Source organism: Nitratireductor sp. PBL-C9, assembly GCF_050877045.1.
In the GTDB taxonomy this organism is placed as follows: domain Bacteria; phylum Pseudomonadota; class Alphaproteobacteria; order Rhizobiales; family Rhizobiaceae; genus Nitratireductor; species Nitratireductor aquimarinus.
This window is the reverse complement of record NZ_JBPAXW010000004.1, coordinates 138,240-154,777: the sequence shown is the minus strand read 5'-3', so window position 1 is coordinate 154,777 and position 16,538 is coordinate 138,240. Positions and strand designations below refer to the sequence as shown.

Annotated in this window: 14 protein-coding genes and 1 tRNA gene; 8 read left to right on the top strand and 7 right to left on the bottom strand. The window is 62.4% G+C overall.

Annotated elements, in window-relative coordinates; translation table 11 throughout:
* Positions 1-7: 7 nt before the first annotated feature.
* From gpt to ACRTG1_RS10660, 3 genes are all read right to left on the bottom strand, one after another.
* A complete protein-coding gene (gene gpt / locus ACRTG1_RS10670; protein ID WP_113155520.1) occupies positions 8-505 on the bottom strand; it encodes a xanthine phosphoribosyltransferase in 498 nt (165 codons plus the stop codon).
* Positions 506-651: 146 nt separating this feature from the next.
* Positions 652-1,494 carry a universal stress protein gene (locus ACRTG1_RS10665; RefSeq protein WP_113156351.1) on the bottom strand — a complete coding sequence of 281 codons (843 nt, stop codon included), beginning with the start codon at positions 1,492-1,494 and terminating at the stop codon, positions 652-654.
* 76 nt (positions 1,495-1,570) lie between these two features.
* Positions 1,571-2,323, bottom strand: a complete 753-nt coding sequence (locus tag ACRTG1_RS10660; RefSeq protein ID WP_206554578.1) for a competence/damage-inducible protein A — start codon at positions 2,321-2,323, stop codon at positions 1,571-1,573.
* A gap of 201 nt (positions 2,324-2,524) precedes the next feature.
* On the opposite strand from ACRTG1_RS10660, the gene ACRTG1_RS10655 reads away from it, so the two are divergent.
* From ACRTG1_RS10655 to hdhA, 3 genes are all read left to right on the top strand, one after another.
* Positions 2,525-2,610: transfer RNA gene (locus tag ACRTG1_RS10655), tRNA-Leu, on the top strand.
* 456 nt (positions 2,611-3,066) lie between these two features.
* The gene (locus ACRTG1_RS10650; protein ID WP_432516251.1) at positions 3,067-3,642 is read left to right on the top strand and encodes a GNAT family N-acetyltransferase; all 576 of its coding nucleotides are present in this window, start codon (positions 3,067-3,069) and stop codon (positions 3,640-3,642) included.
* Between the two features lie 116 nt (positions 3,643-3,758).
* Positions 3,759-4,526, top strand: a complete 768-nt coding sequence (gene hdhA / locus ACRTG1_RS10645; protein ID WP_432516250.1) for a 7-alpha-hydroxysteroid dehydrogenase — start codon at positions 3,759-3,761, stop codon at positions 4,524-4,526.
* A gap of 47 nt (positions 4,527-4,573) precedes the next feature.
* Here the strand turns inward: hdhA and recQ are convergent, their stop codons facing one another.
* Positions 4,574-6,376, bottom strand: coding sequence for a DNA helicase RecQ (gene recQ / locus ACRTG1_RS10640; protein WP_206543800.1), 1,803 nt, complete (start codon positions 6,374-6,376; stop codon positions 4,574-4,576).
* A 92-nt stretch (positions 6,377-6,468) separates the two neighbouring features.
* On the bottom strand, positions 6,469-7,365 hold the full coding sequence (locus ACRTG1_RS10635) for a LysR family transcriptional regulator (protein ID WP_299935185.1): 897 nt from the start codon (positions 7,363-7,365) through the stop codon (positions 6,469-6,471).
* A 119-nt stretch (positions 7,366-7,484) separates the two neighbouring features.
* Here ACRTG1_RS10635 and ACRTG1_RS10630 point away from each other — a divergent pair, with 119 nt between their 5' ends.
* From ACRTG1_RS10630 to ade, 3 genes are all read left to right on the top strand, one after another.
* Complete coding sequence (locus ACRTG1_RS10630) at positions 7,485-8,441, top strand: DMT family transporter (protein ID WP_432516249.1); 957 nt, start codon at positions 7,485-7,487, stop codon at positions 8,439-8,441.
* 524 nt (positions 8,442-8,965) lie between these two features.
* Entirely contained in the window at positions 8,966-9,589 is a 624-nt protein-coding gene (locus ACRTG1_RS10625; protein WP_315900324.1) for a TetR/AcrR family transcriptional regulator, read from the top strand.
* A 145-nt stretch (positions 9,590-9,734) separates the two neighbouring features.
* A complete protein-coding gene (gene ade / locus ACRTG1_RS10620) occupies positions 9,735-11,552 on the top strand; it encodes an adenine deaminase (protein WP_432516248.1) in 1,818 nt (605 codons plus the stop codon).
* Positions 11,553-11,651: 99 nt separating this feature from the next.
* On the opposite strand, the gene ACRTG1_RS10615 is transcribed toward ade, so the two are convergent.
* Positions 11,652-12,848 carry an alpha/beta hydrolase gene (locus tag ACRTG1_RS10615; protein ID WP_206543797.1) on the bottom strand — a complete coding sequence of 399 codons (1,197 nt, stop codon included), beginning with the start codon at positions 12,846-12,848 and terminating at the stop codon, positions 11,652-11,654.
* Positions 12,849-12,928: 80 nt separating this feature from the next.
* Entirely contained in the window at positions 12,929-14,386 is a 1,458-nt protein-coding gene (locus tag ACRTG1_RS10610) for a TrkH family potassium uptake protein (RefSeq protein WP_206543796.1), read from the bottom strand.
* 133 nt (positions 14,387-14,519) lie between these two features.
* On the opposite strand from ACRTG1_RS10610, the gene ilvA reads away from it, so the two are divergent.
* Together ilvA and ACRTG1_RS10600 are read left to right on the top strand one after the other, a co-directional pair.
* Positions 14,520-15,806: a threonine ammonia-lyase IlvA gene (gene ilvA / locus ACRTG1_RS10605; protein WP_113155509.1), complete on the top strand. Its 1,287-nt coding sequence runs from the start codon at positions 14,520-14,522 to the stop codon at positions 15,804-15,806.
* A gap of 9 nt (positions 15,807-15,815) precedes the next feature.
* The gene (locus tag ACRTG1_RS10600) at positions 15,816-16,352 is read left to right on the top strand and encodes a DUF1697 domain-containing protein (RefSeq protein WP_432516247.1); all 537 of its coding nucleotides are present in this window, start codon (positions 15,816-15,818) and stop codon (positions 16,350-16,352) included.
* Positions 16,353-16,538 lie beyond the last annotated feature (186 nt).

The window sequence follows — 16,538 nt, the reverse complement described above, 5'->3', positions numbered from 1 at the left end:
GTTGCGATCAGTCGGGCTGACCTTCGGCGATGGGTTTCTGGTAGGAGAAGCCCATGTCCCAGGGGAAGTAGATCCAGGTGTCCTGCGAGACTTCGGTGACGAAGGTATCGACAAGCGGACGGCCCTTGGGCTTTGCATAGACGGTGGCGAAATGCGCCTTGGGCATCATGGCGCGCACGATGGCTGCCGTCTTGCCGGTGTCGGTGAGGTCGTCGACGATGAGGACGTTCTCGCCTTCATCCTTGAGGAGCTCGGGATTGATTTCCTTGAGCACCCGCAGTTCGCCCTGCGACGTGTAGTCGTGATAGGAGGCGACGCACACGGTTTCGATGAGGCGGATGCCGAGTTCGCGCGAAATGACGGCTGCGGGCACGAGGCCGCCGCGCGTGATGCAGACGATGGCTTTCCATTCGCCGTTGACGCCGGACAAACGCCAGGCGAGCGCGCGCGCGTCACGGTGGAACTGATCCCAGGAAACGGGAAAGGCTTTTTCAGGAAGAGACATCGGCTTCGCACTCCATGGGCGCATCGCGGCTGCTGATTGGAATGCGCGGTGAATTAGCCGGAAAGGGATGCCGAGCGCAAGCCCGGCATCCGGTTCATCCCGCATTTTCCCAACAGTTTGGATGCGGGCTGTGGGCGTGGCCCGCCTCAGTGGGCGAGGAAGGTGGGCACCGTCATGCTTTGCAGGATGGTGCGCGTGGCTCCGCCGAACACGAATTCACGCAGGCGCGAGCGCCCGAATGCGCCCATGACGAGAAGATCCGCGCCGGTGTCGGAAATGCGATTGTCGAGCACCTCGCCATGGGAGACGCCGCCCGACTGCTCCACCTTGACCGTGACGTCGATGCCGTGGCGGGCAAGGGCTGCGGCGATGGCCGTGCCGGCCATGGATGCGTCACGGCGGGGCGTATCCTGCGGGTCGATACAGAACACTTCCACGCTGTCGGCTTCCTTCATGAAGGGCAGGGCGTCGAAGGCTGCACGCGCTGCCTGCCGGCTGCCGTTCCAGGCGAGCAGGATCTTCTTGAACTCGGCCTCTCGGGCCTTGCGGATATAGGGAACGAGGAGGACGGGGCGTCCGGTCTCGAAAAGCAGGGCCTCGATATTGGCATCCATGCTGGCGGTTGCGTCCGGGTCTGTCTGCTGGGCGATCACCAGATCTGCACTGCGCGCGCTTTCGATGCCGGAGACGGCCGAATCGCCCGACACGCTGTCGAAGCCGCGCCACTCACTGGCGACGCCCTCAACGCGGGCGCGTTCGTCGAACAGGTGGCGGATGACCTTGTGACGGCGGGTCGTCTCTTCCTGCATGTCGATGCTGAGATCGACCACGGGGCCGCCCATGGGCGAGGCCATGACCATGGGAAGCGCTTCGGCGTGCAGGCCGATCACATGACTGTCGTGGCGGGCTGCAAGCGGCAGCGCCAGATCGAGGACACGCGGGGCGTCAGCCTCGCTTTGCAGAATTGCGAGAATGGTCTTGTAGCTCATGTCAGCCTCCTTGAGCTGCGATGCAGTGCGCTTTTTCTTTTCTAGCGCATCTGCGGCCAAACCGTTTTGCGCCAGATCAACCCTTTGCGACCTGCCTGGGCGGGATATCTTCGAGCATGGACCGGATGGCCACAACCGCCTCCTCAAGCGCCGCTTTCGAACGGGATCGAACCACAATTTCGGTCCAGAAGGAACCATCCTGATACTTTGGATAGGAGCCGATGATGGTTTCGGGATGGGCTGCCTGAATTTCGCCGAGCGGGCCGCCGATTGCGCCTTCGGGAAGGCTGGAGGGGATGGTTTCGGAGATGAGTTTCGCGCCGGTTTTGAGCGTGGGGATCACATTGTCGAGCATCGCCTGGAAAATCGCCGGCACGCCGGCCATCACATAGACGTTTTCGACGCGGAAGCCGGGGGCGATGGAAATGGGGTTGTCGATATGCTCGGCTCCCTCGGGCATGCGGGCCATGCGCTTGCGGGCGTCCGAGAATTCGATGTCGCGGCTGGCATAGTGCTTTTCGAGCAGGGAATAGGCCCTGTCGTCATAGTTGCAGGGGCGAGCGAAGGCGCGGGCGATGGAATCGGCGGTGATGTCGTCATGCGTGGGGCCGATGCCGCCAGTGGTGAACACATAGGTGTTGCGCGCGCGCAGCGCATTCACCGCCTCGACGATTGCCGCCTCGTCGTCGGAGACGATGCGCACTTCCTTCAGATCGATGCCCACGGCCGTGAGCATGTCGGCCAGATGGCCGATATTCCTGTCCTTGGTGCGGCCGGAAAGAATTTCGTCGCCGATGACAACCATTGCGGCCGTTACGAGTTCGCTCATCTCAGTGTGATCCCTGTTGATGTGGGGAGAGATAGACCCGCGCCCCTGGGAGGGCAATGGTTGAACGTGGCGGGCGGCGGGTTGGCGGCGGATGGAGCGGGGCGGTGGCCTGTTTCGCAGGCGTTGAACATGCGTATTTTCTGAAGAACATGCGTATCCTGCTTGATTGCCGGGATTTCTACCGCTAGTCGTTGTTGCGATGCGGACGTGGCGAAACTGGTAGACGCAGCAGACTTAAAATTTGCCGCCCCTGGGGCTTGCGGGTTCGATTCCCGCCGTCCGCACCATAATTTCCTCCCAAGATTTAATTTAACTATTTGATTTTTAGGGGGTATTTTTGGCGGTGATTTTTTGCCATTGCTGTGTTTGCGGTTTTAGAGATACAAACTGAGATACAAAATGAGTGACTTTCACGTATTTCAGGTATCGGCATGGCAGGGCGCTCGCGGGGCAGGGCAGCGCGCCGTCCGCACCAGAGTTTCTGAACAACACCAAGCAGCAGCTTTTCCGTTTGGGAAGCTTTGCGATTCTCTACCGACGAGAATGCGGTTGCCGTCTTCACTGGCGGGGATGCATTCGCGCCCGATGCCTGTCATGGCCAAGAAGGATTGCCACATCGGTTTCTGGCGCGAGAGGGTACACCGCCATCTGTATGCCCGTGAGCGCCCTTACAGACAGGTTTCCAAGGCAGTGCTATATTGGCTCTCAACCCTTGTGCGTGGTTTTTGAGGGGGAGGCGTTTCATGGAGCTTGAGCGTTTTACCCGTATTGCCGAGGCGGGAGATGCCCTGCCGCTCGCTCGGCTGGTAAACCTTGCAGGCGAGGGGCTTCCGCTTCACATCTGGTCAACGATGGCAGCGCCGGATCAGGATCCCTGGGAGGTGGGGCGCGAGCGGCAGGCCGAAAAGGCGCGAGATGGCCAGATTTATGTCGTGGATTTTGGAGAGGGCGCGGTCGCAAGCCTGACGGGATATGCGATTGGTCCGACGCCCGAGCCAATCGGCGCGGAATTGCCGGCGCTCTTTCACCCGCTTCAGGAACTCGAAAACCTCGCCCTGAACAGCTGGTACGTCAATGTGCTGGCCTGCTTTCCCGAAACGCAGGGGCGGGGAATTGGAACCCATTTGCTCACCCTTGCAGAGAAGATTGCGGCGGATCGCGGCATCTCCCGCATGAGCGTGATCGTCTCCGATGACAATCACGGAGCCCGGAGGCTCTATGAGCGCGTGGGATACGCCGAAAAGGCGCGGCGGCGCTGTGTCAGCGATGGCTGGCAGACCGAAATTCAGAACTGGGTGCTTTTGACGAAAGAGCTTTGACGAGCCGGGGGCGATGGAAACTCCGATCCGACAGACTCCGTGATGAGATTGTACTGGGCAATGCCACGCTTAAGGCCAGGTTCTCTGGCGTGGCTTGTTCAAAAGGAGGGCTTTGAATGTATGATCCGCAGAATTTCAGGCTGGATGGTCAGGTCGCGCTGATAACGGGGGCTGGCGCGGGGATCGGGCGGGCAATTGCCGAGGCCTTTGCCGGCGCCGGCGCTTCGGTGATGGTGACCGATCTCGATGCGGAGCGCGCCGGGCAGGTTGCGGATGACATCGGAAAGACGGGCGCAAGGGCGGCGAGTGTCGCCTGTGACGTGACCAGCGAAGATGATCTTGCCCGCGCGGTGCGCGAGACGGTGAGCCAGCTTGGAAAGCTGACGCTTCTGGTTTCGAACGCCGGCGGTGGCGGACCCAAGCCGTTCGACATGCCCATGTCGGATTTCCGCCGGGCCTTCGATCTCAACGTTTTCTCGCTGTTTCGACTGGCGCAGCTTGCCGCGCCTGAAATGGAGAAGGCCGGCGGTGGTTCCATTCTCGCCATCACCTCCATGGCCGGCGAGAACAAGAACAGGCGCATGGCGTCCTATGGTGCGTCCAAGGCGGCCACCAACCACCTGATCCGGAACATCGCCTTCGACCTCGGGCCAAGGGGCATTCGCGTGAATGGCATCGCGCCCGGCGCAACCCGCACGGAAGCGCTGGAGTCTGTCCTGAACGACGAGATCGAAAAGAAGATGCTGGCGCATACGCCGATCAACCGACTGGGCGAGCCGGCCGACATGGCGAATGCCGCGCTGTTTTTGAGCTCGCCCGCGGCAAGCTGGGTCAGCGGGCAGATTTTGACCGTTTCCGGTGGCGGCGTTCAGGAACTGGACTGAGCGGGCCTGTTTCCCGCAACGGTTTCGTCCCGGATTATCCCACGCCTTCAGTCGTGATTTGCGATGACATCCAGGAAGGCTTCGCCGTAGCGGTCGAGCTTGGCTTCGCCGATGCCGGAAATGCCGGCCATGGCCTGACGTGAGCCGGGGCGGGCGGAGGCCATCTCGATCAGCGTGCGGTCGTGGAAGATGACATAGGGCGGCACGTTCTGCTCGCGGGCGATCTCGATGCGTTTTTCGCGCAGCGCCTTGAACAGGGCTGCGGCTTCGGGATCAAGCGCACTGGCGGCCTCGCTGCCGGAAGAGCGCCGGCTCTTGCCCTTTGCCGCCGGACGCGGAACGCGCAGCATGAGCGTGGGCTTTTCACGCAGGAACTGCGCGCCGCGCTCGGAGATGGACAGGCCGCCATGGCCGCTGAAATCCACATCCACGAGGCCGTGCGCCACCATCTGGCGCAGGACCGAGCGCCAGACGCGCTGATCGTATTCCTTGCCGATGCCATAGGTGGAAATCTGGTCGTGGCCAAAGCGGGCGATGCGCTCGTCTTCGGCCCCCAGAAGCACGGAGACGATGTAGGCCTGACCAAAACGCTCGCCCGTGCGGTAGATGCAGGAAAGCGCCTTCTGCACCGCGATGGAGCCATCGAAACGTTCGGGCGGATTGGCGCAGGTGTCGCAATTGCCGCAGGGCTCGCAATGGTCGCCGAAATAGTTGAGCAGAACCTGACGGCGGCACTGGGCGGTTTCGGCAAGGCCGAGAAGCGCGTCGAGCTTCTGCATCTCCATGCGTTTGCGCTGGTCGGATGCGTCCGATTCCTCGATGAAACGGCGGCGCAGCGCAATGTCATCGAAGCCGTAGAGCATCATGGCTTCCGACGGCAGGCCGTCGCGGCCGGCGCGGCCGGTCTCTTGATAATAGGCCTCGATGCTGCCGGGCAGATCCAGATGCGCGACAAAGCGCACATCCGGCTTGTCGATGCCCATGCCGAAGGCGATGGTGGCGACCATGACCACCGCTTCCTCGCGCTGGAAGCGGGTCTGGTTTGCCTCGCGCGCCTCGCGGTCCATGCCGGCATGATAGGCAAGCGCGTTGTAGCCTTCCGACCGGAGCCATTCGGCGGTCTCGTCGGTCTTGCGCTTGGAGAGGCAATAGACGATGCCGCTCTCATCCTTGTGCTTTTCCAGAAAGCGCGCGAGCTGGCGGCGCGGGCTGTCCTTTTCTTCGATGGCGTAGCGGATGTTCGGGCGGTCGAAGCCGGCAACGAAGCTGTCGCGCTCATCAATGCCCAGATGCGCGATGATCTCGGCGCGGGTGGGGGCGTCGGCGGTGGCGGTCAGCGCCATGCGCGGCGTGTTGGGAAACTCTTCGACCAGCGCGTCGAGCTGGCGGTAATGGGGGCGGAAATCATGGCCCCACTGCGAGAGACAGTGTGCCTCGTCAATGGCGATGAGCGAGAGGTTTACCTGCTTCAGCCGGTCGAGGACGGCGGGGCGCAGCAGGGTTTCCGGCGACACATAGAGCATGTCGAGCGAGCCGTCGCCCATGGCGCGCCAGATGGCCTGACGGGCTTCGAGCGGCAGGTTGGAGTTGAGCGCGGCTGCGCGGACACCAGCCTGTTTCAGCGCCGCCACCTGATCGGCCATGAGGGCGATGAGCGGCGAAATGATGAGGCCGAGGCCTGGCCGGCAGAGCGCGGGGATCTGGTAGCACAGCGACTTGCCACCGCCGGTGGGCATGAGCACGAAAGCATTGTTGCCGGCAATGACGTGTTCGACGATCTCGGCCTGGCGGCCGCGAAAGGCCTCGTATCCATAGACGGTCTTGAGGATATGCGTGGGATCGGCGGTCACGGCAGGCCTGTCAGGGGAATCGGAAGGTTGTTTCCTCTTAACAGGTTTGCGGGCCGGGTGCAGAGGATGGCGGGCTTGTGGCCCGGTGCGCGTCAATGCGCCTGTGGACTGAGCGTTTCGACGAGGAAATCGAGAAAGGCGCGCACCTTGGCCTGCACATGGCGGGCGGAGGGGTAGATCGCGTAAAGCGTGGTGTCCATGGGCGTCCAGTCCGGGATGAGGGGGACAAGCGCGCCGGCGGCAAGATGCTCGCGTACATAGAGACGCGGGGTCATGCTGACGCCAAAGCCTGCAAGCAGCGCGTCGCGTACGGCGAGGCTGGACGTGACCTTGTAGCGCCCGTTGACCGGCACGGTGACACTGCGGCCCGCCCTGTGAAAGGTCCATTCGTCGGCATGGCCGGACAGGCTGAACTGCACGCATTCGTGGCGGCGCAGGTCTTCGGGCGTTTCAAGCGGCCCGGCACGCTCGAGATAGGCCGGCGCGCAGCACAGGACGTGATCGAGAACCAGCAGCTTTCTGGCAATCAGGCTGGAGTTTTCCAGCCGGTCGCTGCCGCGAATGGCGAGGTCGAACCCGTCTTCGACGATGTTGACGCGGCGGTCATCCAGCCTGAGGTCGAGCGTGATTTCCGGGTAGCGTTCCAGAAACTGCGGGATTGCCGGGGAAAGGGCGATGAGGCTGGTGGCCATGGGAGCGCTGACGCGCAACAGGCCGCGCGGCTCCTGCTGAAGCGGCCCGAGCGTGGCGTCGGCGTCTTCCAGATCATCGAGAATGCCGGCGATGCGCCTGTGGTAGAGCGCGCCCGCTTCTGTCAGGCTCATGCGGCGCGTGGTGCGGTTGATGAGACGGACGGCGAGATGCGCTTCGAGCTCGCGGATGTTCTTGCTGACGGCGGCGGGCGAAAGCCGAAGCCGCCGGGCTGCCCCGGCGAAACTGCCCAGCTCTACGACCGTGCGGAACACGTTCAGGGCGGTGAAACGGTCCATTATTCAACACTCTGAGTGAATGGTTATTGAGCGAAGTCGCACATTATCAATCGATCCGCAATGAACTAGCTTTGGTTTCATGTTCAGGGCTTGCAGGAAATGTGGAAGGCGGATCACCGATGGCTGACAGGGCTGACAGGGCTGACAGGGAAAAGAGCGCGGTGCAGGCCCATCTGGGCATGCTTTTATGGGCGCTGATCGTGGGGGCTTCCTTTCCGGCGGTGGGGCTTTTGTCCGATGGTCTGCCGCCGCTGCTTCTGACGGCGCTGCGCTTTGCCATTGCGGCGCTGGCCATGGCCCCGATGGTGCGGGCGCGCGAGGACTGGCGGCCGGAACTTTCAGCCCTTCTGCTCTATGCGGTGATGGGGCTTTGTCTGGCGGGGTTCTTCGGCATCATGTTCTGGGCTGCGCACCGGGTGACGGCGCTTTCCATGTCGGCGCTGTTCGTGACCATGCCGCTCATCGCCTACGGGCTGGGGCGCGTGCTTGGCGTGGAGCCGAGGGCAGGCGGGCTTCTGGCCATTCTCGCACTTGGCGCGTTCGGGGCGCTGGCGCTTGCCATGGCGCAGACGGGTGGCGATCTCGCGCAGTTGCAGTTCGGCTGGAACGAGGCGCTGTTCTTCGTCGGCTGCATCGCATCTGCGCTTTATCCCGTGCTTTCCAAATGGGGGATGGCGCGCAACATGCTGTCGAGCGATGCTGCGGCGCGCACCTTCTGGAGCCTTGCCGGCGGCGGCGTTCTGATTGCGGCGGCGGGGCTCGTTCTGGAGCCGATTGACGGGCTTACGCGGATGCAGATCGGCGATTTCCTGCTGGTTGCCTATCTGGGCGTGTTTTCGAGCGGCGTGACCTTCTGGCTCATGCAGCGTGGCACGGGTGTTCTGACGCCGGGCGCGGTGACCGCCTACAGCTATCTGGTGCCATTCGTTTCCATGCTGGTTCTGTTCGTGACCCGACCCGGCCTGATCGGCTGGCACTGGCTGCCGGGCAGCGTGATGGTGATTGCCGCCATTGTGATCCTGTTGCGGCGGGGCGCCGGCGCTGCGGGGCGAGTCGCCGCCGGGCAGGCGGGGTGATGGCGTGCGGTGGTCTCGCCTTGCCATCAACGCGAAATGCGCGGGGACCGGATGGAACCCGGATGGATCATTGACAATCCGGCGGAGCAGAGGTCAAAATCCATTTATGGTGTTGTTTTTATTTGAATAATTATTTGAAATCGCATTCGTGGACGTAGATGGAAAGGCTTCGGTCGGGGCATGTGCGCTTCATGAAAAACCGGAGTCCGATCTGTGCACGACATCATTTTGGTTGCGCTTATTATGGTAATCTCAGTTGTAGCAACGATTACGGGAAATGATTACGTCCTCGGGATGAACGCGTCTCAGCTCGTGCTGTTTTTCTCTTCAATGCTGCTGGCAAAGGCAATTGTGAGCCTTGTTCGAAAGCGCAGATGACGGCATGCGCTGCAGCGCTGCGATTGCATGCAATGCGCCTGTTTTCTGCGTCATGATCCGGCCCCGTGCGCCGGCGAGATGCAAGGCGCGGGCTGTCGAAACAGACTCATGCCTTGAGATATCGAGCGGACGTAATTATTTACGGCTTGGTACAAAAGGTATTCGAGATGGCGGGACGCGGCAGGCCCAGAGCATTTGACAGGAACGAAGCACTGCATCAGGCGATGCGGGTGTTCTGGTCGTGCGGCTATGAGGGCGCTTCGATGAACGAGCTGTCGCAGGCCATGGGCATCAACAAGCCCAGCCTTTATGCGGCGTTCGGTTGCAAGGAGACGCTGTTTCGCGAAGCGATCGAGCTGTATGGGCGCGAACAGAGCGCACCGGTGAGCGAGGCGCTGGAGAAAGGCGATACGGCGCGCGGATCGATCGAACGGGCGCTGCGTGTGAATGCCCGCTGCTACACCGCCCCTGACAATCCCCGCGGCTGCATGGTGGTGACGGCGGCGCTGGCCGGCGCACCGGAAAACAGCCCCGTGTGCCGCTTTCTGACCGAAAACCGCCGTGAAAACGAGGCCTGTTTTCGCCGCCGTGTGGAACGCGGGATCAGCGATGGCGACGTGCCCGAGAGCGCTGACCCGGCGCGGGTTGCGGCTTTCTATGTGACGGTCCTGCACGGGCTTTCGATCCAGGCGCGCGACGGGGCCTCATGCGCGGCGCTGGAGCGGGTGGTGGACAGCGCCATTGCCGCCTGGGACGCCATTGCGCGTTAGGGGCTCGGCGAGTGCGAGACCGTCCCCATGGGCATATGACGGTCCCGGTGACGCAATTCCCATTCTTTCCGCTGACTGTTTGACGTGAGGGCTGGCGCGCGCGGCGCGGGTTTGCGAAAGTGCGCTCTCCATCAGGAGGATATCCATGCCCGACACCAAGCCCGTGCCTTCCACCGATCTCAAACCCTGGCAGGCGGTCGCGCCGCAGCTTGTGGATGTGGCCATGGGGCGCCAGAACGCGGATCTTGTGGTGCGCAATGGCCGCTGGGTGAATGTGCATTCGGGCGAGGTGATCCCCGCGACCGACATTGCCATTGTTGCAGGCCGCTTTGCCTATTGCGGGCCGGACGCGAGCCACGCCATCGGCGAGAAGACCAAGGTGGTCGACGCAATGGGGCGCTATCTGGTGCCGGGCCTGTGCGACGCGCACATGCATGTGGAAAGCGGCATGGTGACGGTGACGGAATTCTGCCGCGCCGTGATCCCGCATGGCACCACCTCCATGTTCATCGATCCCCATGAGATCGCCAATGTGCTGGGTCTTGATGGCGTGCGGCTGATGCATGACGAGGCGATGGCGCAGGCGATCAACGTGTTCGTGCAGATGCCGTCCTGCGTGCCTTCCGCGCCGGGTCTGGAGAATGCCGGGGCCGAACTCACCGCCGAGGACGTGGCCGAGGCGATGGGCTGGCCGAACATTATCGGGCTCGGCGAGGTGATGAATTTTCCGGGCGTTGCGGCCAATGACGCCACCATGACGGGCGCAATTGCGGCCACCGTGGCGGCGGGCAAGACCGTGGGCGGGCATTATGCCTCGCCCGATCTGGGACTGCCGTTCCATGGCTATGTGGCCGGCGGGCCGGAAGACGACCATGAGGGCACGCGCGCCGAGGACGCGATTGCGCGGGTGCGTCAGGGCATGAAGGCCATGCTGCGGCTGGGCTCTGCCTGGTATGACGTGGCAAGCCAGATCAAGGCGGTGACGGAGCAGGGGCTCGATCCGCGCAATTTCATTCTGTGCACCGATGACAGCCATTCGGGAACGCTGGTGAATGACGGCCATATGGACCGCGTGGTGCGCCACGCCATCGCGCAGGGTCTGAAGCCGGTGACGGCGATCCAGATGGCGACGATCAACACGGCAGAGCATTTCCGGCTGGAGCGGGAGCTGGGTTCCATCGCGCCCGGACGGCGGGCGGATTTCCTGATCGTTTCGGATCTGGCGGAACTCGTGATCGATGACGTCTTCGCGCGGGGCGTGAGGCTGGCGCGGGGAGGGCGGCTGGAAGCGGACATTCCGGCCTATGATTATCCGGCAAAGGCCAAGAACACGGTGCGGCTTGGCAAAAGCCTTGCGGCGCAGGATTTCGACATTGCTGCGCCCGAGGGCGCAAACCATGTGCGGGCGCGGGTGATCGGCGTGATCGAGAACCAGGCGCCGACGCGGGCGCTGGAGGCAGAGCTTGGCGTCGAGGATGGCATCGTCGCCATGGACCGGCGCAATGATGTCTGTCAGATCGCGCTGGTGGAGCGGCATCGCGGCACGGGCAATGTGACGAACGGTTTCGTTTCGGGCTTCGGCTACATGCAGGACTGCGCCATGGCCTCGACGGTGGCGCATGATTCACACCACATGATCGTGGTCGGCACCAACAAGGATGACATGGCCAAAGCGGCCAACCGTCTTGGCGAAGTGGGCGGCGGCGTCGTGCTGTTCTCGAAGGGGCGCGAGCTGGCGCTGGTGGAGATGCCGATTGCCGGGCTGATGTCGGATGAGCGGGCGGAAGTGGTGGCGCAGAAGGCGGCGAAGCTGACCGACGCCATGCGCGACATGGGCTGCACGTTGAACAACGCCTATATGCAGCACTCGCTTCTGGCGCTGGTGGTGATCCCGGAACTCAGGATCTCCGATACCGGCATCATCGACGTGACGAGCTTCCAGAAGGTCGATCTGTTCCTTTGAAAGGGCGCGTCATTTCGCGATGAATGCCCTTCAAATGCTTCTCGTCTTGAGTCTGGAAGCGCGTCTAATCTCTTGATTTTACGCGCTTCTCATTTTGTCTTATCGCCGGACCGGACTTGTGGCCAGATCGATGACCGTGAGCGGTGTAGTGATGACGATATCGGCGGCAGTGCCGACCGTCTGGCCGAGACCGCGCACCAGCGTTTCCAGTTTGCCGGCAACGGCGTCGTGATCTCTGGCGTTCAGATTGCCTTCGCTGGAAAGGCGTTCGCCCAGAAGGCGGACAAGGATCGGGTTTTCGGCAAATTTGGTGTGGTTGAGCCAGTCGCCTGAAGACACTTTGGTCACATCGACCACGACCACGCCGAGATTGGTCAGCTCCTTGGCGTCGCTGTAGTCGCCTAGCCGGGGCTGATTGCCGGCGATGAAACCGGACAGTGTAAGAGCGCGGTCGTTCTGCGATGTCAGGATGAGGAAGGTCTTTTTCGGCACGCCATAGCGACGCATCTGAGACTTGAAGACATCGATGTCGAGATCGGGAGAGGCGAGAACCACGTCGGCGAGACGTCCGCCCAGATCCCGGTCACCGGAAATGGCGAGCTGGCGCAGGGCTTCCATCGTGACCCAGCTACCCATGGAATGGGCAACGATATCGATGCGTTTTGCGCCGGCGCGAACCACCAGGCGGAGCGTTTCTTCCAGCGCATCGCGGGCGGTGGTGGCGCTGTTCTGATCGTAGACATAATCGAGCATGCGGCCTGCGGATGGCCAGGAAAACATGATCGGCGTGCCGCTGTAATCGGCATCGTTGAAGATCTGGGCTGCGCGATAGACCGCGTCGTCGAAGCCGGTGTTGTAGCCGTGGATGAAGACGAGCGCGCGACCGTCATGGGTGGCGATGCTTTTCTTCAGGGCCGCCTCGAAATCGCTGGCATCCGGATAGAGGACCGCCTTTTGCGCCGTGAAATAACGCGCCGGATCGGCCACATCGGGATTGGGCGAAAGCTCCAGCTTGCCGGTTTCGTGCACCTTGGGGATGGACACGTCGACATGGGCGAAGGCTGCTTTTGGCGCGCCCTGGTGCGCAAGGCGGCGACCGGAGAAGAGTTCACCCGGTTCCTCGGCGGCAGCGCGGTTGGTGGCGATGAAAATCTCGTGCGTGGCTTCGATCTGATCGGTGCGCGCTGGCGCCATGGTCTGCGCGATCAGTCGGGAGGGCTTCTGGTTGGCGCAGCCCATGACCACCATCAGGATGAACAAAAACGCGAACGGGCGCTGAAGCTTGCGAAACGGCATTGGATACGGTCTTTGCTTGCCCTGAGGATCGGAAAGTTCGACGTCGCTATCCTTAGCGGGAAAGCGACGTCTTGTGGAGGTCACTTCTCCCAGAAAACCGGTGCGAAAATGACCAGCACGGCGAGAATTTCGAGCCGTCCCATGAGCATTGCGAAAGCGACGACCCATTTGGCCAGATCCGGCAGGGGCGCAAAGCTTCCGGCGGGCCCGACCACCTGGCCGAGACCGGGGCCGACATTGGTGAGGCCGGTGAGGGCGGCGGAGATGGCGGTGACGAAATCGAGCCCGGTGGCCGCGAGAATGAGAATGATGACGGCCCAGATGACGAAGAAGGCCGAAATATAGAGAACAACCGCGCGCTGCAGGTCATCATCCACTGTGCGGTCGCCATAGCGCACGGTGACGACGGTGTTTGGATAGACGAAGCGGCGCAGACCATTGGCCATCAGCTTGAACAGGATCAGGAAGCGATAGGCCTTGATGCCGCCTGTCGTGGAGCCGGAACAGCCGCCGAGAAACATGGCGACGAAGGCGGCCGCGACTGCGAACGCGCCCCACTGTGAATAATCCGAGCTGGCATAGCCGGTGGTCGTGATGATCGACACGAAGTTGAACGCCGAATGGGTGAGTGCGGCGAAGAAAGTGTGGTCGTGGACGATGCGCAGATAGATGGCCACCGCCAGCACGAACACGACCACATATCCGGCAAAGACACGGATCTGCGGATCACGAAGTGCATCGAGCCTGCCGCGCAGGGCAAACAGAATGAGGATGGAGAAGGGCAGCGCCGCCACGAACATGAAGAACGTGCTGATCCACAGGATGGCTGGGTTGTCGGCATAGAAGCCCATGGAGGAGTCATGGGTGGAGAAGCCGGCAGTGGCGATGGTGGTGAGCGCGTGATTGACGGCGTCGAAGGCGCGCATGCCGGCTGCCGCATAGGCGATGGTGCAGGCGAGCGTCAAAAGCGCATAGATGCTGACAAGGCCGAGCCCGAAAGTGGAGAACCGGTCGAAGGGGCGGTCTGCGATGTCCGAGGATTCGATGCGGAAATAGGAAACGCCACCGACATTCAGGAACGGCAGGACGAACAGGCCGAGCGCGATCACGCCGAGGCCGCCGATCCACTGCAGGATAGAGCGCCACAGGAGAAGGCCCGGCGGCATGCCATCCAGGCCGACAATGACGGTTGCGCCGGTTGCGGTGACGCCCGAGACGGATTCGAAGAAGGCGTCGGTAACGCTGAATTCCACCGAGGAGGCGAGCAGGGGCACGGCGCCCACGATGCAGGCGGTCATCCACAGAAGGTTGACGACCAGAAAGCCGAAACGGGAGGAAATGACGGGCGGGCGGCCCTGGGTGGCGAGCGAAACGCCGATGGCGAGCCCGCCGGTGAACAGCGCGGAGAAGGCGAAGACACGCCAGTCGTCATTGCCGTAATAAAGATCGACCGCCGCCGGTATGAGCATGGCAGCCGCGAGATAGATGGCAAAAACCGCCGCAATGTGGAGCGCGGCGCGGACGGCGAGATACTGCAAGTGGTGAACCTCAGGCTGCTCGGTATAAGCGTCTGTATCCGGGAAACGGTCCCCTCCCTGGCGCGAGAGTGGCGTCACGCGCCCTGATATGCAATAGCCCGTAGGACACACGGACTGGATAGGCAAGAGACGCATGAGTGCAGGAACGAACGAGACCGACTTCGTTGAGGCTGTCGCGGAGGCTGAAGAGGCCCTGCGGTCACTGTTTGCTGCAACGCCGCTTCAGGAGAACGACTATCTGTCGAAGAAGACCGGGGCGCGGGTTTTCTTGAAGCGCGAGGATCTGACGCCGGTCCGTTCCTACAAAATCCGCGGTGCTTTCAACTTCTTCCGCAAGGCGATGGCCGAGGGCGGGCCGGAGCGCACCTTCGTTTGCGCATCGGCAGGCAATCACGCGCAGGGCTTTGCCTATGTCTGCCGGCATTTTGGCTGCAAGGGCGTGGTCTTCATGCCGGTGACGACGCCGCAGCAGAAGATCGACAAGACCCGCATCTTCGGCGGCGAGTTCGTGGAAATCCGCCTGATCGGCGATTTCTTTGACGACTGCCTTCGCGCGGCGCTGGATTTTGCCGAGGAGAGCGGCGGCGCGATGGTGCCGCCTTTCGATCATCCCGACATCATCGAGGGGCAGGCGACGGTTGGCCGCGAGATCGCCGAGCAGATCAAGGCGTTTGACGGCGTGCGGATGGATGACAGCCTCGTCATTCTGCCCGTGGGCGGTGGCGGACTTGCCTCCGGTGTGACGCGTTATCTGAGGACTGCGGGACAGGCGGGCGCTTTCGCCTTTGCGGAGCCCGAAGGGGCGGCCAGCCTGCAGCAGGCGCTGGTTCAGGACCGGCCGGTGCGGCTCGACCGGGTAGACAATTTCGTCGATGGCGCGGCGGTGGCCGAGATCGGCGCAACCCCGTTCTCGCATCTGAAGACATTCGATGCGGAGGCCGTGCATCTGGTGCCGGAGAACCGGCTCTGCGCGACCATGATCGAGATGCTGAACATCGAGGGTGTGGTGCTGGAGCCGGCGGGCGCGCTGGCGATTGACACGCTGAAGGACTTCTCGCCGGAGGTTCTCAAAGGGCGCACGGTGATCGCCGTCGTGTCGGGCGGAAATTTTGATTTCGAGCGCCTGCCGGATGTGAAGGAGCGGGCGCTGCGTTACGAGGAACTGAAGAAGTATTTCATCTTCCGCTTTCCGCAGCGGCCGGGCGCGCTGCGTGACTTCCTCGACCTTCTGGGGCCGGAGGATGACATCACGCGCTTTGAGTATCTGAAGAAGTCGGCGCGCAATTTCGGCTCCGTCCTGATCGGGATCGAGACCAAGAACCGGGATAATTTCGATGTTCTGACCGAACGTTTCGACGCGGCAGGCTGGGCCTATCAGGACATCACCAACAATGACACGATTGCCGGGCTGATCATCTGAGGACGCAACATGGCCGCGACCCGATACATCGTTCTCTTTCGCGGCGTTGGCGGCGCGACGCAGCTTCCCGTGAAGGAGCTGCGCGCGGTGCTGGGCGAGGGCGGCTTTCAGGATGTGGCGACCTACATCAACAGCGGCAATGCGGTTTTGACCGCCCCGTCCGGGGAAGAGGCGGTGCGGGCGCAGGTGGCCGATCTGGTGCGTGCGAAGATGGGATTCGACAAGGCGATCATGGTGCGCAGTCTAAACGACTGGGATGCGATGATTGCCGCAAATCCGTTTCCGCAGGCTGCTGACGAGCCGACCAGGGTGCATGTCTATGCATTGGAGCGGGAGCCGGCGGCAGCGGATGTGGCAGCGCTTCAGGCGAAGATCACCGGCACGGAAGAGGTTCGCGTCAGCGGGCGCACGCTCTATCTCCACACGCCCGACGGCATGGGGCAGTCGCGCTTCGTGCCGAAAATGGAGCCGACGCTGAAACTGTCGATGACGGGGCGCAACTGGCGGAGTATGCTGGCGCTGGCGAAACTTGCCAGAGACGAGTGAGATACTGCGGTGCACAAAATAGCGTTTGCACTTTTGCCGCCAATGCCCCATATGACGCGCAGACGCATGGGCTGGTTATGCCGGCTTTCTTCAAAGACTGGTTGCGTCTGAAGCCTTTACCCAAGGGTGAGGCTCAAGCCGGCAAAGCCGGCGCGACAGCGCAGCCGTGTGGGTGAGACACCCCTC

Bases quoted from the DNA above. Each gene is read 5' to 3' on its own strand.
- ACRTG1_RS10600 (WP_432516247.1), top strand. From the start codon at position 15,816: ATGGCCGCGACCCGATACATCGTTCTCTTTCGCGGCGTTGGCGGCGCG.
- ade (WP_432516248.1), top strand. From the start codon at position 9,735: ATGCCCGACACCAAGCCCGTGCCTTCCACCGATCTCAAACCCTGGCAG.
- hdhA (WP_432516250.1), top strand. From the start codon at position 3,759: ATGTATGATCCGCAGAATTTCAGGCTGGATGGTCAGGTCGCGCTGATA.
- ACRTG1_RS10635 (WP_299935185.1), bottom strand. From the start codon at position 7,365: ATGGACCGTTTCACCGCCCTGAACGTGTTCCGCACGGTCGTAGAGCTG.
- gpt (WP_113155520.1), bottom strand. From the start codon at position 505: ATGTCTCTTCCTGAAAAAGCCTTTCCCGTTTCCTGGGATCAGTTCCAC.
- ilvA (WP_113155509.1), top strand. From the start codon at position 14,520: ATGAGTGCAGGAACGAACGAGACCGACTTCGTTGAGGCTGTCGCGGAG.
- ACRTG1_RS10615 (WP_206543797.1), bottom strand. From the start codon at position 12,848: ATGCCGTTTCGCAAGCTTCAGCGCCCGTTCGCGTTTTTGTTCATCCTG.
- ACRTG1_RS10650 (WP_432516251.1), top strand. From the start codon at position 3,067: ATGGAGCTTGAGCGTTTTACCCGTATTGCCGAGGCGGGAGATGCCCTG.
- ACRTG1_RS10630 (WP_432516249.1), top strand. From the start codon at position 7,485: ATGGCTGACAGGGCTGACAGGGCTGACAGGGAAAAGAGCGCGGTGCAG.
- ACRTG1_RS10660 (WP_206554578.1), bottom strand. From the start codon at position 2,323: ATGAGCGAACTCGTAACGGCCGCAATGGTTGTCATCGGCGACGAAATT.
- ACRTG1_RS10665 (WP_113156351.1), bottom strand. From the start codon at position 1,494: ATGAGCTACAAGACCATTCTCGCAATTCTGCAAAGCGAGGCTGACGCC.